At 60.5% G+C, this 15,457-nt stretch carries 21 protein-coding genes; 7 read left to right on the top strand and 14 right to left on the bottom strand.

The features are described from left to right. The first annotated feature begins 1 nt into the window (after position 1). Together ROSMUCSMR3_RS08465 and ROSMUCSMR3_RS08460 are read left to right on the top strand one after the other, a co-directional pair. Positions 2-1,090, top strand: coding sequence for an EscU/YscU/HrcU family type III secretion system export apparatus switch protein (locus tag ROSMUCSMR3_RS08465; RefSeq protein ID WP_081507044.1), 1,089 nt, complete (start codon positions 2-4; stop codon positions 1,088-1,090). Continuing rightward, positions 1,087-1,515, top strand: coding sequence for a hypothetical protein (locus ROSMUCSMR3_RS08460; RefSeq protein WP_157132407.1), 429 nt, complete (start codon positions 1,087-1,089; stop codon positions 1,513-1,515). The genes ROSMUCSMR3_RS08465 and ROSMUCSMR3_RS08460 overlap by 4 nt, the downstream gene beginning before the upstream one ends. A 10-nt stretch (positions 1,516-1,525) precedes the next feature. Here ROSMUCSMR3_RS08460 and ROSMUCSMR3_RS08455 read toward each other — a convergent pair whose 3' ends face one another. From ROSMUCSMR3_RS08455 to ROSMUCSMR3_RS08415, 9 genes are read right to left on the bottom strand one after another with little or no spacing between them, the layout of a single operon-like run. Continuing rightward, complete coding sequence (locus ROSMUCSMR3_RS08455; RefSeq protein WP_081507043.1) at positions 1,526-2,008, bottom strand: flagellar basal body-associated FliL family protein; 483 nt, start codon at positions 2,006-2,008, stop codon at positions 1,526-1,528. A gap of 24 nt (positions 2,009-2,032) precedes the next feature. Continuing rightward, on the bottom strand, positions 2,033-2,767 hold the full coding sequence (flgH, locus tag ROSMUCSMR3_RS08450) for a flagellar basal body L-ring protein FlgH (protein ID WP_008281470.1): 735 nt from the start codon (positions 2,765-2,767) through the stop codon (positions 2,033-2,035). Positions 2,768-2,775: 8 nt separating this feature from the next. Continuing rightward, positions 2,776-3,192 carry a flagellar basal body P-ring formation chaperone FlgA gene (gene flgA, locus ROSMUCSMR3_RS08445; protein WP_081507042.1) on the bottom strand — a complete coding sequence of 139 codons (417 nt, stop codon included), beginning with the start codon at positions 3,190-3,192 and terminating at the stop codon, positions 2,776-2,778. After that, on the bottom strand, positions 3,192-3,977 hold the full coding sequence (gene flgG / locus ROSMUCSMR3_RS08440; RefSeq protein ID WP_008281472.1) for a flagellar basal-body rod protein FlgG: 786 nt from the start codon (positions 3,975-3,977) through the stop codon (positions 3,192-3,194). Before flgG ends, flgA begins: the two co-directional genes overlap by 1 nt. A 14-nt stretch (positions 3,978-3,991) precedes the next feature. Beyond that, on the bottom strand, positions 3,992-4,705 hold the full coding sequence (locus tag ROSMUCSMR3_RS08435) for a flagellar hook-basal body complex protein (RefSeq protein ID WP_081507041.1): 714 nt from the start codon (positions 4,703-4,705) through the stop codon (positions 3,992-3,994). Position 4,706: 1 nt separating this feature from the next. Then, positions 4,707-4,976, bottom strand: a complete 270-nt coding sequence (locus tag ROSMUCSMR3_RS08430) for a flagellar biosynthetic protein FliQ (protein ID WP_008281474.1) — start codon at positions 4,974-4,976, stop codon at positions 4,707-4,709. Between the two features lie 4 nt (positions 4,977-4,980). Further along, positions 4,981-5,271 (bottom strand): flagellar hook-basal body complex protein FliE, encoded by a 291-nt coding sequence (gene fliE / locus ROSMUCSMR3_RS08425; protein ID WP_081507040.1) that lies wholly within the window; start codon positions 5,269-5,271, stop codon positions 4,981-4,983. A 12-nt stretch (positions 5,272-5,283) separates the two neighbouring features. Next, positions 5,284-5,676, bottom strand: a complete 393-nt coding sequence (gene flgC / locus ROSMUCSMR3_RS08420; RefSeq protein WP_008281476.1) for a flagellar basal body rod protein FlgC — start codon at positions 5,674-5,676, stop codon at positions 5,284-5,286. 9 nt (positions 5,677-5,685) lie between these two features. Next, complete coding sequence (locus ROSMUCSMR3_RS08415) at positions 5,686-6,075, bottom strand: FlgB family protein (protein ID WP_081507039.1); 390 nt, start codon at positions 6,073-6,075, stop codon at positions 5,686-5,688. 86 nt (positions 6,076-6,161) lie between these two features. On the opposite strand from ROSMUCSMR3_RS08415, the gene ROSMUCSMR3_RS08410 reads away from it, so the two are divergent. Further along, positions 6,162-7,511, top strand: a complete 1,350-nt coding sequence (locus tag ROSMUCSMR3_RS08410) for a FliI/YscN family ATPase (RefSeq protein WP_237183563.1) — start codon at positions 6,162-6,164, stop codon at positions 7,509-7,511. Between the two features lie 6 nt (positions 7,512-7,517). On the opposite strand, the gene ROSMUCSMR3_RS08405 is transcribed toward ROSMUCSMR3_RS08410, so the two are convergent. Further along, entirely contained in the window at positions 7,518-7,943 is a 426-nt protein-coding gene (locus tag ROSMUCSMR3_RS08405; protein ID WP_008281479.1) for a tellurite resistance TerB family protein, read from the bottom strand. 121 nt (positions 7,944-8,064) lie between these two features. Here ROSMUCSMR3_RS08405 and ROSMUCSMR3_RS08400 point away from each other — a divergent pair, with 121 nt between their 5' ends. After that, positions 8,065-9,639 carry a lysine--tRNA ligase gene (locus ROSMUCSMR3_RS08400; protein ID WP_081507037.1) on the top strand — a complete coding sequence of 525 codons (1,575 nt, stop codon included), beginning with the start codon at positions 8,065-8,067 and terminating at the stop codon, positions 9,637-9,639. 61 nt (positions 9,640-9,700) lie between these two features. Beyond that, positions 9,701-10,099, top strand: a complete 399-nt coding sequence (locus tag ROSMUCSMR3_RS08395) for a c-type cytochrome (RefSeq protein WP_008281481.1) — start codon at positions 9,701-9,703, stop codon at positions 10,097-10,099. A 52-nt stretch (positions 10,100-10,151) separates the two neighbouring features. Here the strand turns inward: ROSMUCSMR3_RS08395 and ROSMUCSMR3_RS08390 are convergent, their stop codons facing one another. After that, complete coding sequence (locus tag ROSMUCSMR3_RS08390; RefSeq protein WP_081507036.1) at positions 10,152-10,811, bottom strand: OmpA family protein; 660 nt, start codon at positions 10,809-10,811, stop codon at positions 10,152-10,154. 123 nt (positions 10,812-10,934) lie between these two features. Continuing rightward, on the bottom strand, positions 10,935-11,771 hold the full coding sequence (locus ROSMUCSMR3_RS08385; RefSeq protein ID WP_008281483.1) for a methylated-DNA--[protein]-cysteine S-methyltransferase: 837 nt from the start codon (positions 11,769-11,771) through the stop codon (positions 10,935-10,937). A gap of 98 nt (positions 11,772-11,869) precedes the next feature. Here ROSMUCSMR3_RS08385 and nth point away from each other — a divergent pair, with 98 nt between their 5' ends. Together nth and ROSMUCSMR3_RS08375 are read left to right on the top strand one after the other, a co-directional pair. After that, positions 11,870-12,514, top strand: a complete 645-nt coding sequence (gene nth / locus ROSMUCSMR3_RS08380; RefSeq protein WP_081507035.1) for an endonuclease III — start codon at positions 11,870-11,872, stop codon at positions 12,512-12,514. After that, a complete protein-coding gene (locus ROSMUCSMR3_RS08375; RefSeq protein WP_081507034.1) occupies positions 12,511-13,497 on the top strand; it encodes an adenosine kinase in 987 nt (328 codons plus the stop codon). Before nth ends, ROSMUCSMR3_RS08375 begins: the two co-directional genes overlap by 4 nt. Positions 13,498-13,753: 256 nt before the next feature. Here ROSMUCSMR3_RS08375 and ROSMUCSMR3_RS08370 read toward each other — a convergent pair whose 3' ends face one another. After that, positions 13,754-14,530 (bottom strand): enoyl-CoA hydratase, encoded by a 777-nt coding sequence (locus ROSMUCSMR3_RS08370; protein ID WP_008281486.1) that lies wholly within the window; start codon positions 14,528-14,530, stop codon positions 13,754-13,756. Positions 14,531-14,594: 64 nt separating this feature from the next. Next, positions 14,595-15,446 (bottom strand): bifunctional DNA-formamidopyrimidine glycosylase/DNA-(apurinic or apyrimidinic site) lyase, encoded by an 852-nt coding sequence (mutM, locus tag ROSMUCSMR3_RS08365; RefSeq protein WP_081507033.1) that lies wholly within the window; start codon positions 15,444-15,446, stop codon positions 14,595-14,597. Positions 15,447-15,457 lie beyond the last annotated feature (11 nt).

Here is a 15,457-nt window from a genome sequence, read left to right as displayed (position 1 = left end):
GATGGCCGAGCAAAACGACGACTCTGACAAGACGCTAGAGGCAACACAGCACAAGCTGGACGAGGCCCGCAAAAAGGGAGAGTTTGCGCGCTCTGCCGATCTCAACACTGTTGGAACCTACGCTGGGCTATTGCTGGCCCTCAGTCTTGCAAGTGGCACGCCTGTTGAGACAGTCGGAGCCAACCTCATGACTTTGGTCGAACACTCAGACCAGTTGGCCAAGCTCATATTTCAGGGCGGGCTGGGCGCCTCAGCGCTGGGTGGAATAGCGGCGCAGATCGTTTTCGGCCTGTCCCTCTTTTTGCTTTTGCCAATGGTTATGGCACTTGCGGCCGTGATCGCACAGCGCGCTTTTGTCGTGGCTCCGACCAAGATCGAACCCAGGGTATCGCGCATCAATCCGGTTGAGAACGCAAAGAACAAGTTCGGGGCAACGGGGCTCTTCGAATTTGCCAAGAGCTTTGGGAAATTGTTTCTGTACAGCCTCTTGCTTGGGGGTTTTCTGACCTATCGGCTACCTGAAATGATGAGCACATTGCATGCAGAGGCCCCGATCATCGGGGCGGTGATGGGCAAATTGATCATCGAGTTCATGATTATTGTTTTACTCATCTCGCTCGCAATCGGCGGTCTTGATTATCTGTGGCAGTATTTCGATCATTTGCGGCGTCAGAGGATGTCTCACAAGGACCTTCGCGATGAGTTGAAGCAGAACGACGGCGATCCCGCGGTCAAACAGCAGCGCCGACGCCGCGCGATGGAGTTGGCATCTGGCAGGATGATGGCCGATGTGCCAACGGCGGATGTGGTCATCGTCAATCCCACTCATTTTGCAGTGGCCCTGAAATGGAGCCGCAAACCGGGGGCTGCGCCAACCTGTGTGGCCAAAGGCATGGATCATATAGCGCTCGCAATCCGCGATCTCGCCCGAGAAAGTGGTGTGCCCATCCTTGAGGATGCGCCAACAGCGCGCGCGCTGCATGCCACGACAGAGATCGGCCGTGAAATCGATCCAACGCATTATGCGGCTGTGGCCGTCGCCATCCGTTTTTCCGAAGACATGCGCCGCAAGGCAAGGAGTTTTGGGTGACCGCTCGAAGCCATGCAGATATGGTGGCCTTGACTGACGCGCTCTATCGTGCGGCCTCGGCCAAGATGCAGCGGATACTGTCAGAGGAGGCACGGTTGCGTGCAGACCTTAGCCAGCTTGAGACTATGCGCGGCGCTACGCAAGATATGCCCCAAGGCGATGCGAGCGGATACCGTGCGGTTGGCGCAGATCTTTTATGGCAGGGTTGGATCGGGCAAAGCAAGGCTCGCCTGCATTCCGACCTGGCACGCGTTCTGGGGAGTAAAGGACAACTAAGCCGAGAGCTGCGCCGCAGCTTTGGCAAGTACCAAGCGGCGGCACAGCTCTCTCAAGAGGAAAGGCACCGCACCGTGCAAGCGCGCGCTAAAGCGCAAGCTGCGCTCTTGGAAAGCCTTGCGCGGCTCCAACAGATGCCTCCGGACTGACCGCCGCCGCCTAGACGTCTTGTCGTGCGATTTCCGTGATCAGAACGCCCAGGATAGCATCCCCCAACACCTCTTGCGCCACGTCGCCGAGCGCTGCACGCAGTACATCCATGTTTCGAGCCTTGGTGAATTCCCCTTGAAAACCGCCTCTGTTGGCGTGATCGAAAAGTGCCTGCAACAGAACATCCCGCAGCTTTGGCTCTCGGTCATAGACCTCGGCTGTGCGACCTGCGGTGGTTTCTATGCTGAGTGACAGCACCACAAGTGCGTTTATCCTGTCCTTGGCAACCAGTGGGATGACGAACTGGTTGTTCAGCTTTACGATTTCACTGCCTTTGTGGGCCTCTGGTCGCGGTGTTGCGTGATCCGTGGTTGGTTCGGGTGGGTGTTCCGCCTGCGCGCTCTCTGGCTCAGGCTTGAGCACAACGCCTGCCCCGCCCCCCGCAGCCAAGCCAATCAGAAGCAAGAACAGAGGAAGCATTTTCGCAAGCATTATGATAGGTCCTGATTTTGGTTTTCAGAAGGGAAGAAGGCCATCGAGCAACTGCTGACCGATCCTGGGTTGTTGAACATCGGTGATCTGGCCGCGCCCACCATAGGAAATCCGGGCGGCGGCGATTTTGTCATAGGTGATCTCGTTCTGGCGCGAGATGTCTTCGGGCCGCACGAATCCGGACACCAGCAATTCGCGCAACTCGAAATTGACCCGCACCTCTTGAGAGCCTTGGATTTCGAGCACCCCGTTCGGCAGAACCTGCATCACGGTTGCGGCCACGCGCAGGGTCAGCTCTTCACTCCGGCTGACCGAGCCTTCTCCGCCGGATTGGCTGGTTGAATTGAGACCCGCCGCGCGGTCAAGACTGGCCCCTTCAGGCAGGTTGCGGTTGATCCGTTGGGGGATGCCGAAGAGATCCGGGATCGCCAGGCTCTCGGACCCGTCCCGAGAGCGCGATGTGGAGTTCGAGATCTGCGCCTCTTCGTCAATTTCAATGACCACCGTCATGATATCGCCACGCTGCGCTGCGCGCCGGTCGCCCAAAAGGGATTGCTTGCCACCGCTCCAGAGCGAGGCTTGTTGAAACGGGGCGTTCTGCGCGGTGCTGCGCGGCAGGCCCGGATCAAGCATGGCAAGCTGTTCGGTGGAGTTCATGGTCGGGGTGAAACTTGGCGGTTTGCCGAGATGGTCGAGCCGCGCGCAGGAGGCGGCCAGCAGAACCACGACAAAGATTAAATTGAGACGCAAGGCAGTCATGGTGGCTCCTATTGCGACACGAGTATCTGGCCGTTTGCCGTCACGCGCCCCGAGACAGTGGCGCGCGACGCAAGGTTCATCACGCGGACATGATCACCAATCCCGGCTCGGTCGAGCGAGCGGCCTTCTGTCATGATCTCTAGGCCGCCACGCAGATAGATCAGTGGGACGACCTGATTGCGCTCGACTACGGTGGGTGGCCCGACATCGCCTTGGCGCACCGGACGACCCGGATAGAGGGCGACGCGCGCCTCTTGCCCAATCAGGTCCTCTAGCGCCACATCGCTGTGGCCCTCGCCCTGTTGCAACAAGAGATCGGCCGGACCAAGGATTTCTTGTGGGCGGATTGTGCGGGTGGCGAGGATGACATCTGCCAAAGCCGGTCCGCTGAGAAAAATGCCGAGCATAAAAGCCAGAGACCGCATCACCGCACCTGTGTTGTGGCGCTGAGCATCTGGTCAGCGGCGGTGATGACCTTGGCATTCAGCTCATACCCTCTTTGGGCCTCAATCAACTCGGTAATCTCGCGCACCGGATCGACGGAACTGTCTTCCAGATAGCCTTGGCGCAGCGTGCCCAAACCATCTTGTCCGGCGGTGGTGACATTCGCGGGGCCAGAGGCCTCGGTTTCGACGAAAAGATTGCCGCCGATCGCCTCTAGCCCCTTGGGGTTGGTAAAGCCGACAAGGTCGATCTGCCCCAGTTGCTGCGCCTCGGCGGTGTCTTGGAAAAAGGCGAAAACCTCGCCTTCGGCGTTGATGGTGATGCTGCGGGCATCCTCGGGGATCGTAATCTCGGGGGCTATGGGAAAGCCCTCGGAATTGACGATGACCCCATCCGCCGAGCGTTTGAGCGCGCCGTCGCGGGTATAGCCGGACTGGCCAGAGGGCAATCGGACCTCGAGATAGCCGCCCCCGTCGATGGCGAGATCGAGATCGCCATTGGTCTGGGTCAGCGACCCTTGGGCCAGTTGCACGGAAATCGCTGATGGGCGCACACCAAGGCCCAGTTGCACGCCGGTGGGCAAAACCGTGCCATCGGCCGCATTGATGGTGCCAGCGCGCGCGAGTTGCTGATAGTGCAAATCCGCGAATTCTGCCCTGCGCGCATTGTAGCCGGTGGTCGACATGTTGGCGAGATTGTTCGAAATCGTTTCGACCCGCATTTGCTGGGCGGCCATTCCGGTGGCGGCGATCTTGAGGATATGCATGACGCGCTCCTGAGTTAACGGATGAGGGAATCGAGCGCGGAGGTCACGCGCTCATGTTCGGTATCGAGAAAGCTCTGGCCCATTTCATAGGCGCGCTGCACTTCGATCATGCGGGCGACCTGGCCGATGGGATCGACATTGGCCCCCTCCAGAAATCCCTGGTGGATGACCCCTTCTTCGACCGGCTCGAACCCGCTATCGGCATGGAACATCACGCCATCCTCGCGGATCATGCCAATCCTATCGATGGGGCGCACAAGGCCAATCTGGGCCAGCGGGCGGCCATTGTCGCTGAGCGTGCCGTCGGGAGAGAGACCGATACTGCTGGCGTCAGGGGGAATGAACACGGGCGCCCCGCCTGCATCCAGCACGCGAAAGCCATCCGGCGTGACCAGATCGCCTTGCGCCGAGAGTGTGAAGCTGCCCGCGCGCGTCAGCCGCTCGCCTGCCGGGGTCTCGATCAGGAAAAACCCGTCTCCCTCAATCGCTAGATCAAGCATGCCGCCCGTAGGGGTGAGGGGCCCCTGGAGCGTGGAGGTCATCCGCACATTACCCCGCGCCATCGAAAGAGAGGGGCCGCCTTCGGTGCGTTTGACGAATTCGGAAAAGATCAGCCCCTCTTGGCGATAGCCGGTGGTCGCGGCATTGGCGATGTTGTTGGCCACGACCTGCAATTCGCGCAAGAGCCCGGATTGCCGGGTGAGGGTTGTGTAGCCCGCGCTTTCCATCTCAGCCTCCTGTGATGATCGGGATGAGCCGGTCCTGAAAAAAGGTGACCAGCGTTTGCGTCATGAAGCCCATGGTGATCCAGAACACGACAATGATCGCGCCCAGTTTGGGAACAAAAGTCAGGGTCAGTTCCTGAATCGAGGTGAGCGCCTGAAAGAGGCCCACCACGAGGCCCGCCAGAAGCGCCACCGCAAGGATCGGAAAAGAGATAATCACCGAAATCCAAAGGGATTCGCGCAACGTGTCAAAGAACAGGACCTCGTTGAGCATCGGATCAGACCGGCATGCGGAGGATTTCCTGATAGGCCTCCACCACACGGTCGCGCACCGTGACGGCGGCCTCAACCGCGAGTTCGGTCTGCGCAAGCGCCTGCACCAGAGAATGTGGATCAGCCTTGCCGATCATGCTCGCTTTGGCGAGGGTTTCGCCCTCTGAGAGGGTGGCGGCAAAATCCTTGGCCACGGTCTGAAAGGCGCTGCCCGCCGCATTGTGACTGGCGGTCGGTTCGGTCGCCATGCGGGCGGCAGAGTATTTCTGGGCGGTATTCAATCCGGTAATATCCATTCTGGATCTCCTTTATCGGCGTAACAGGTCCATCAGCCCGGCAGACATTTGCCGTACCTGATCAAACATCTTTAGGTTGGCCTCGTAGCTGCGCTGCGCCTCGCGTGCGTCGGCGATTTCGATCATGAGATCGACCGTGGACCCTTGGTAATGCCCGGTTTCATCCGCAAGCGGGTGACTGGGATCGTAGATCCGCTGTGGGGCGCTCTGATCAAGGTGGACCCGGCTCACCGTGACGGCACCAGCGGTCCCGGTCCCGGCGTGGGTCGCCTCGAACGATACGGTTTTGCGGCGATAGCCGGGCGTGTCGGCATTGGCGATATTCTCGGACACATGCTGCAGACGTTGCGCCTGCGCCTTGAGCCCGCTGGCTGAAACCGAAAGGGCGTTGGAAAAATCGCTCATCTTGCGCCCCTATCGCCGCCCGATCGCCGCGCGCAGCACGGTGAGCGAGGATTTGTAGATCGCGAGCGCGCGGTCGTGTTGGCGTTTCACATCCACCGCGCGCAGCATTTCGGTCTCAAGCGTGACCGAGTTGCCATTTGGGTCCGCGACGGCATCCCTGTCTTTGGCAACAGCAAAATCAAGGCGCGTTTCATGGCCGAGCATATGCCCGCTCCGTGTCGCGCGCGGCATCTGTCCCCCGTCATCAGAGGCGTAGACCACCGCAAAATCTGCGATGTCGCGCGCGGCATAGCCCGGCGTATCGGCATTGGCCATATTCTGCGACACCAGCGCCTGACGGGCACCCGCGTGCTGCGCCAACGCATGAGCCATGCGAAATACTTCCATCTTTTCAAACATCGGGGCTTCTCCCTCGAGTGGCTTCAACCAAGGCTTAACCCTGATTCCTTTAGAAATTGTTTGCGGGATCATGATTGGAGCAGGCGATGCAGAGACAGGACATGGCGGCGTTGCGGGCGGAACTTTCTTCGCTGCGTCTGTCGCGGGTGATAGGCCGGGTCAGCGCGGTGCAGGGAAATACCTTGCGGATCAGTGGCCTGTCTTCTGAGGCACGGCTAGGAGACAGGGTGGACATTCGCCGCCGGTCTGGTGCGCCGCTCTCTGGCGAGGTGATCCGGCTTGAGGCGGCTTCTGTGATGGTCTTGCCTGAGTCTAGCCCCGAGGGGGTTGCCCTTGGGGACCGTGTGATTCTGGGGCAGGCAGAGGCCATCGCGCCGTCACACGGCTGGTTGGGTCGGATCATTGATCCCTTTGGTGCACCGCTTGATGGTCGGCCTCTTTTGCGTGGGGCCGAGGCACGGGCGTTGCGCGCAGAGCCCCCGGCCCCGGCGCGGCGGCGCGCGCTGGGCGCGCGGCTGGAAACTGGAATGGCGGCCTTTAACACGGTGCTGCCCATCGTGCGCGGACAGCGCGTGGGCCTTTTTGCCGGGTCAGGCGTTGGTAAAACCATGCTGCTGGGGCATCTGGCGCGGCACATGCAGGCCGATGTTGTTGTGATTGCTCTGATCGGCGAGCGCGGGCGCGAGTTGCGCGAATTCGTCGAGCATGTGCTGGGGCCTGAGGGTATGCGCCGCGCGGTGATCGTCGCCGCCACCTCGGACCGCTCGCCGCTTGTTCGCCGCCGTTGTGCCTGGACGGCAATGGCCGTGGCCGAGTTTTTCCGCGATCAGGGTCAGCAAGTGCTGTTCCTTGCCGATTCGATCACGCGCTTTGCCGAGGCGCATCGCGAGGTGGCGACGGCGGCGGGGGAAATGCCTGCGCTGCGCGGCTTTCCGGCCTCAACCTCGCATTTGATCATGTCGCTTTGCGAGCGGGCGGGCCCGGGCGAGGACGGGGCCGGCGATATCACCGCGCTTCTGACCGTTCTGGTCGCTGGCTCGGATATGGAGGAACCGATAGCCGACATTTTGCGCGGCGTGCTTGACGGGCATGTGGTGCTGGATCGTCAGATCGCGGAGCGCGGGCGCTATCCGGCGATCGATCTTTTGCGTTCCGTGTCGCGGAGCCTGCCGCGCGCCGCAACGGATGAAGAAAACACCCTGATTTCACGAACGCGCAGCCTTTTGGGCAATTATGCCCGGTCTGAGACCATGATCAAGGCAGGCCTCTATGCCGAGGGCAGCGATCCCGAACTCGATCAGGCGATACGGATCTGGCCCGAGCTTGACGGGTTTCTGGCCGAAAAAGAGGCGGTTTCCGCTAAGAACAGCTTTGCCCGTCTGGGTGTTATCCTGCGGCGGGCAGGAACGCCGCCACTTCGCGGCGCGGCACGTTGAACTGGCTTACGCGAGCATGTGCCGTGCCCGTGCGCCCCGTTCGATGGCGGCGGCATGCAGCCTGTCGATGGTCAGCTCGTAGCGGATTTCTTCGAGCAGGCGCAACTCGCGCTCGTTCAGTGTCCCATCTGCCGCAGCCACATCACAGGCAAGCGCATAGGCTGTCTCGAACAGCCGTTCGGGCAGGTTCGCACGCACAAGACCAAAGAGCGCATCAAGACCGTCTTCGACCGTAAAAAGGTCGAGCACGGTTTGCGACATCAACCTGAGCCGATCCAGATCATAGTCGGCAAAGATCGGCAGGTTATTCACCGTGCTTTCGATCTTGATGAGTTCAGCGGTGCGCATATCCTCATCCGAGGCCGAGACGGCGATCATCACCGCCACAAGGCAATCTTGCGGTGTAAGCGGGTGGGGCATCGGTTCTGACATGTGCGGGCCTTTCGCGCGGGGCTATGTTGCGGTGCAGAATATTGACTGTCACGCCCCCCGGCAATAGGAAGCGCAGATGCTTTGCCGGGATTTCGGCGGGCTGAAACCTGGAGTGTGACCGATGTCCGAATTGCGCGATGCCGCCATGAATTCGAAAGCCTGGCCTTTTGAAGAGGCGCGCCGCGTGCTCAAGCGCTATGAAAAGGCGCCGCCGGAAAAGGGTTACGTGCTGTTCGAGACCGGTTATGGCCCCTCTGGCCTGCCGCATATCGGCACTTTTGGCGAGGTGCTGCGCACGACGATGATCCGCCGTGCCTTTGAGGTGATAAGCGACATTCCGACACGGTTGATCTGCTTTTCCGACGATCTTGATGGCATGCGCAAGGTGCCGGGCAATGTGCCTGACCGTGAAATGCTGATGGAGCATCTTCAAAAGCCTCTCACCTCCGTGCCAGACCCTTTTGGCACGCATGAGAGCTTTGGCCACCATAACAACGCCATGCTGCGGCGGTTCCTCGATACCTTTGGGTTCGACTATGAGTTCTATTCGGCCACGGAATTCTATCGCTCAGGTCAGTTTGACGACGTGCTGCGCCGCGCCGCAGAACGCTATGACGCGATCATGGCGATCATGCTGAAATCGCTGCGTGAAGAGCGGCAGCAGACCTATTCGATCTTTCTGCCCATTCACCCCGAAACGGGCCGTGTGCTCTATGTGCCGATGAAAGAGGTGAACGCCAAGGATGGCACCATCACCTTTGACGATGAGACGGGGCGCGAATGGACCCTGCCGGTGACGGGCGGCAATGTGAAACTGCAATGGAAGCCTGATTTTGGCGCCCGTTGGGCTGCTCTTGGCGTTGATTTTGAGATGTATGGCAAAGACCACTCGACCAACACGCCGATTTACGATGGCATCTGTCGTGCGCTCGGCGCACCCGCGCCAGAGCATTTCACCTATGAGCTTTTCCTTGACGAGAGCGGACAGAAGATTTCGAAATCCTCGGGCAATGGTGTGTCAATTGATGAGTGGCTGACCTATGCCGCCACCGAAAGCCTGTCGTATTTCATGTATCAAAAGCCCAAGACCGCCAAGCGGATGCATTTCGATGTCATCCCACGGGCCGTGGATGAGTATCATCAGCAATTGCGCGCCTATCCCGAACAGACGCTAGAGCAGCAGTTGGCCAATCCGGTTTGGCATATTCACGGCGGCAAGGTGCCCGAGAGCCGGATGGTTGTGCCCTTCTCGATGCTGCTCAACCTCGCCTCGGTCTCGGCTGCCGAAGACAAGGAAACGCTCTGGGGCTTTATCCGTCGCTATGCGCCCGACGCCCGCCCCGAGACCCATCCTGATCTCGACGCGGCAGCCGGCTATGCGGTGCGCTACTACAAGGATTTTGTGGCCCCAGCCAAGGTTTACCGTGCGCCCACTGATCTGGAACGTGAGGCCTTGGTGGACCTGCGCACGCAACTGTTGGCCTATGATGGTCCAGCCGAGGATGAGGCGCTGCAATCCATCGTCTATGCCGTGGGGCGTGACCGGTTCGATCCGTTGCGCGACTGGTTCAAGGCGCTCTACGAGGTGCTTTTGGGGGCGTCTCAGGGGCCACGCTTTGGCGGGTTCATAGCACTTTATGGCGTGATGGAAACCGTGGCACTGATCGACAAGGGGTTGTCGGGCGAGTTGTCCTGATCAGGGCCGTTGCGCAGCTTTGGTGCTCTTGCTACCTTTGGTGAAAACAAAGGGGCGAGCGATGCGTATCTTGGCAATCCTGACCGCCGCAGGCCTTGCGGCCTGTGCAGCGACCGTCTCCATGCCCGACGCGGGCGAGGGGGCGGGAATTTATAATGCCAACTGTGCCCAATGCCACGGGGCATCCGGGCAGGGGGACGGCCCTTGGGCGTCTGGTCTCAGGCCGGCTCCGGCGGATCTGACGCAACTGTCGAAAGATGCGGTTTTCCCCCGCGCCCATGTTTTGTCGGTGATCGACGGCTATGACCGCACCGGACTTCCGGGTCAGGACATGCCCGAATTCGGCCTGCTGCTCGAGGGGGAAACCGTGCCGCTTGATGTGGGTGACGGCGTTCTCACGCCCACACCGCGCCCGCTTGCAGCGTTGATGGCCTATCTCGAAAGCATCCAAGTCAAATGAATAAGGGGGCTGACCGGGATTCGGCCAGCCCCCTCTTTTCAGTCAAACACGATCAGGCGTTGGGCAGGATCACGATTTCGACCCGGCGGTTCTGCGCCTTGCCTTCGCTTGTGAGGTTTGAGGCGACGGGCTGATCCTCGCCCCGGCCAATGGCGCGGAGGCGACCATAAGGCACGCCGCCGCTGGCAAGCACATCCGCAACCGCATTCGCGCGACGCAACGACAGGCCCTGATTATATCCTGCATCGCCGTCGCTGTCGGTATGGCCTACGACCTGCACCGTGGTGTTGGGATAGGCTTGCAGGCTCTGCGAGACCTTGAAGAGATCATCACGCAGCGCGGGGGCCACTGTTGCCCCGTCCACCGGGAAAAGGATGTCTTGCGGCATGGTCAGGATCAGGCGGTCACCGGTGTTGACGATCCGCACATCGCCGTCGAGTTGCTGACGCAACTCGGCCTCTTGCCGGTCCAGCGCGTTTCCGATGGCCGCGCCACCCACGGCACCAAGTACGCCACCAAGCAGCGCGCCCTTCCCCTTGCTGTCGCTGACAATCGCTCCGGTCCCGGCACCGATGAGACCGCCGATGATCGCCCCCTGCTGGGTCTTTTGGTTGGGGTTGGTGCCACCCACATAGCCCGGATCGGTGCAGGCGGTTGCCAGCAACAAGGATGCGCCGGAAAGCATCAGTAAGGGTTTTTTCGCTCGTATCATGGAATTCGCCTCTTCGGTTCAACTGGCCCGATGGATCGGGTCTGCGCCGATGATATGCAATAACAACCCGTATCCCAAGGGTCATTCACGGGGAAAAACCTGGCATTGCCTGCAACTTTCCGCCTATCCGTCGGCGCGGGCACCCTCCCAGGCAAGAATAGCGCGCTTGACGGGCAAGCCCCAGTGATAGCCGCCAAGCGCGCCTGATTTGCGCAAGGCCCGGTGACAGGGGATAATGTAGCTGACCGGATTGCGCCCAACCGCAGTGCCCACAGCCCGCACCGCACGTGGATTACCGATGGCGCTTGCGATTTCGGAATAGGTGGTCACGTGGCCCGAAGGTATTTGCAAGAGCGCCTCCCAGACCTTGATCTGAAACGGTGCGCCGATCATGTGGACCGCCGCCTCGCCGCGCCCGCCAAAGGCTGCATCGACCCAGCCCGCGATTTTGTCGGGCGCCTCGGTATACGCGGCCTTGGGCCAGCGGGATCGCATATCGGCCATCGCGATCTCTCGCCCGAATTCCTCGGAAAAGGCCAGGCCACACAGCCCACGATCGGTGCCCATGGCAAGCGCCTCACCAAAGGGGCTGTCGAACCAGCCGAAATGGATCGTCAGCCCGTCGCCCCCGCGGGCAAAATCGCCGGGGCTCATCGCCTCCCACCGCAGAAAAAGATCGTGGAGCCGCCCCGTGCCCGACAGGCCCGCCGCATCGGCAGCCTCCAGCGTCGTGAATCGCTCTGCCAACAGCGCCTTGGCATGGCCGAGGGTCAGGTACTGCTGATAGCGTTTCGGCGACACCCCCACCCATTGCGAAAAGAGCCGCTGGAAATGCGCAGCACTCATGCCCATCTCTCGCGCCAATTCCTCGAGCGTCAGCGCCGCGTCGTGGCCATCAATAAGGTCGATAGCACGGCGCATGACGTGGTAGTGATAGCCGGATTCGGGTTGGGCGTTCATCTTGGCGTTCCTGTGATTTCACAGGCAGGATAAGACGCCGGTTCAGGGCATGCGACCCGAATGTTGCGCATCCCGCCAAATCCCGGCATAGAACAGCCATGGCACGCCAACTTGACTATCATAAGGTCCGCGAGATTTTCGCCCGGTTCGAGGCTGCAGAGCCGGAACCCAAGGGCGAGTTGGAGCATGTCAACGCCTATACGCTTGTCGTTGCCGTCGCCCTTTCGGCGCAGGCCACCGATGTCGGCGTCAACAAGGCGACGCGCGACCTCTTCAAAGTCGCTGACACCCCGCAAAAGATGCTCGATCTTGGCGAAGAGGGGCTGATCCAACACATCAAGACCATCGGCCTCTATCGCAACAAGGCCAAGCATGTGATAAAACTCAGCCGGATCCTTGTCGAGGACTACGGCGGAGAGGTGCCCAACTCCCGCGCCGCGCTGCAATCCTTGCCCGGTGTCGGGCGCAAAACGGCGAATGTTGTGCTCAATATGTGGTGGCATTATCCGGCGCAGGCGGTGGATACGCATATCTTCCGTGTGGGCAACCGCAGCGGCATCTGCCCCGGCAAAACGGTGGACGCTGTCGAGCGCGCTATCGAAGACAACGTGCCCGTGGACTTTCAGCGCCACGCGCATCACTGGCTCATCCTGCATGGCCGCTACACCTGCAAGGCGCGCAAACCCGCCTGCGGCACCTGCCTTATTCGTGATCTCTGCTTATTCGAGGACAAGACCCTATGACAAAATATCAGGCCGTTGGCATCGGTAATGCCGTGGTGGACGTGATCAGCCAATGCGATGATGCCTTTCTGGCGCGCATGGCCATCGACAAGGGCGTGATGCAATTGATCGAAACCGAACGCGCCGAATTTCTCTATGAGAACATGACCGACCGTCGGCAGATGCCGGGGGGATCGGTGGCCAATACCATCGCGGGACTGGGCGCGCTTGGCCTCTCGACAGGTTTTATCGGTCGGGTCAGCGATGACGATCTTGGGCGCTACTACGCTGCGGCGATGGCCGAGGTCGGTACTGATTTCGTCAATCCACCACGCGGCGATGGCGCGCTGCCCACCTCGCGGTCGATGATCTTTGTCTCGCCAGATGGCGAGCGGTCGATGAACACCTATCTGGGTATCTCGACCGAACTCGACGATGCAGATGTGCCCGAGGCCGTGGCCGGGCAGGCAGAACTTTTGTTTTTAGAGGGGTATCTCTTTGACAAGCCCAAGGGCAAGGCAGCGTTTCAGGCGGCAGCGCGCGCGGCGCGGGCCGGCGGCGGCAAAGCCGGGATCACCCTCTCCGACCCGTTCTGCGTCAATCGCCACCGGGATGACTTCCGGGGTCTCTTGCGCGAGTTGGACTATGTGATCGGCAACGAACACGAGTGGTGCGCGCTCTATGAGACCGAGGATCTGGGCTCGGCCTTGGAACAGGCGGCGTCTGAAAGCGGCCTCATTGTTTGCACCCGTTCGGGGCATGATGTTGTGCTGGTTCAGGGGGATGAAACTGTCACTGTTCCCGTGCATCGCGTGACCCCGGTTGATACCACCGGCGCGGGCGATCAGTTTGCCGCTGGACTGCTCTACGGCCTGGCGACGGGCCAACCGCTGGCGGTGGCCGGGCGCATGGGCTGTATCGCGGCGGCCGAAGTGATTGGCCACTATGGCGCGCGCCCCGAGGCGGACGTGAAGGCGCTTTTTGCTGCCGAAGGATTGATCTGAGAGGTTGGCGTCTGGCGGCAGAGCGCAGAGTTTGAGTATTTTTGCCAAAAAGAAGCGCAAGGTTTTATTAACCCTGACGTGAGATGCTGGGTCTGCGGTACAGGCTGGAGAGCCGATGACCGCCCATGAAGAAGCCGCGCCCGGGTGTTGCGTGTGTCAAATCCGGGCGCGCATTTCGGTTTCTTTATGGTCCAAATACTCCGGGGTGAATTGGCCGTAGGCCAAGAGGGGCAGCGCCCCTTTTGGTGTAAACCGCTTACTTGTCGCGGAACTGCGCCTCGCGTTTCTCGGAAAACGCGGCCATCCCCTCTTTCTGATCCTCGGTAGCAAAGAGCGAATGGAACACGCGCCGCTCGAACAAGAGCCCCTCGCGCAATGTCGTCTCATAGGAGCGGTTGACCGCTTCCTTTGCTGCCATCACCGAAATTTGCGATTTCTCCGCAATTTTCTGCGCGGCTGCCATCGCCTCTTCCATCAGCTTCTTGGCTGGGACCACCCGGCTCACGAGGCCTGAACGCTCTGCTTCTTCCGCATCCATGAAGCGGCCCGTCAGGTTCATGTCCATCGCCTTGGACTTGCCCACCAGCCGTGTCAGGCGCTGCGTTCCGCCAAGGCCCGCGATCACACCGAGGTTTATTTCAGGCTGGCCGAATTTGGCGGTGTCCGAGCAGATGATGAAATCGCACATCATCGCCAGTTCGCAGCCCCCGCCAAGCGCATAGCCCGACACCGCAGCGATGATCGGCTTGCGCACCCGGGCGATGGCGGCGCTATCGGCGGTAAAGAGGTCTTCGGTGAAGACATCGACAAAGCTCTTCTCGCTCATCATCTTGATATCGGCCCCGGCGGCAAAGGCTTTTTCCGAGCCGGTCAGCACGATACAGCGCACTTTTTCGTTCTGTTGCGCCTCTCCCAATGCCTCTGCAAGTTCCGACATCAACTGCGCATTGAGCGCATTGAGCGCGTCAGGCCGGTTGAGCTTGATGAGGGCGACGTGGTCTTCTATTTCGACGATGATCGTCTCATAGGCCATGAAATCAGCTTTCATTTGTTTCCATCAGGGCCGATTCATTACCACTGTTGGCCGCGCGTTCAACCTATCTTTGACATAGCGGGCAATAGAAGCTGGAGCGACCGGCCTGTACGACGCGGGCGATCTGGCCTTTACATCCGGGGCTGCGGCAGGGCTCGCCCTCGCGCCCGTAAACATCAAAACTATGCTGGAAATAGCCCAACTCCCCGTCAGCCTGACGAAAATCCCGCAACGAAGAGCCACCGGCAGAAATTGCATCGCTCAACACGTCGCGGATGATCGGCACAAGGGCGGCGGCGCGTTTGCCTGAGAGTGCTCCGGCCCGCTGCAAGGGCGAGAGGCGCGCGCGATAGAGCGCCTCGCAGACATAGATATTGCCCAGACCTGCGACGATTCGTTGATCCAGCAGGGCGGATTTGATGGGGGTGTTGCGCCCCTTGAGGGCGGCGACCAAATAGGGTTCGCTGAATGCATTGCCCAAGGGTTCCGGCCCAATCCGGGCCAAGAGGGGATGCGTCTCTGCCGTGGCTGTGGGCAAAAGATCCATCGCGCCAAAGCGGCGCGGATCGTTGAAGGTGATGCGCGCGCCGTTTGCCATGTCAAAAACCACATGGTCATGCTTTTCCGGGGCCGGGTGATCGTGGACAAAGCGGCCCAAAGGGTCGCCTGAAACCAGCATGCGGCCCGACATGCCAAGATGAATGAGAAGGCTCTCGCCGGATGTCAGATCGGCGAGAATGTATTTCGAGCGTCGTCGCAGCGCTGTCACGGTCTGACCAGTCAGCCGTGCCGCCATATTGGGCGGAAATGGCCAACGCAAATCTGGACGGTTCACGGAGGCAGAGGCGATCACCTGCCCCTCCATCACCGGGGTCAGGCCGCGGCGGACTGTCTCAACCTCGGGCAATTCTGGCATATCGGACCTCT

The sequence above is a fragment of the Roseovarius mucosus genome (assembly GCF_002080415.1).
In the GTDB taxonomy this organism is placed as follows: Bacteria; Pseudomonadota; Alphaproteobacteria; order Rhodobacterales; family Rhodobacteraceae; genus Roseovarius; species Roseovarius mucosus_A.
The sequence above is the reverse complement of the archived record's forward strand: the minus strand, read 5'-3'. Positions and strand labels throughout refer to the sequence as shown.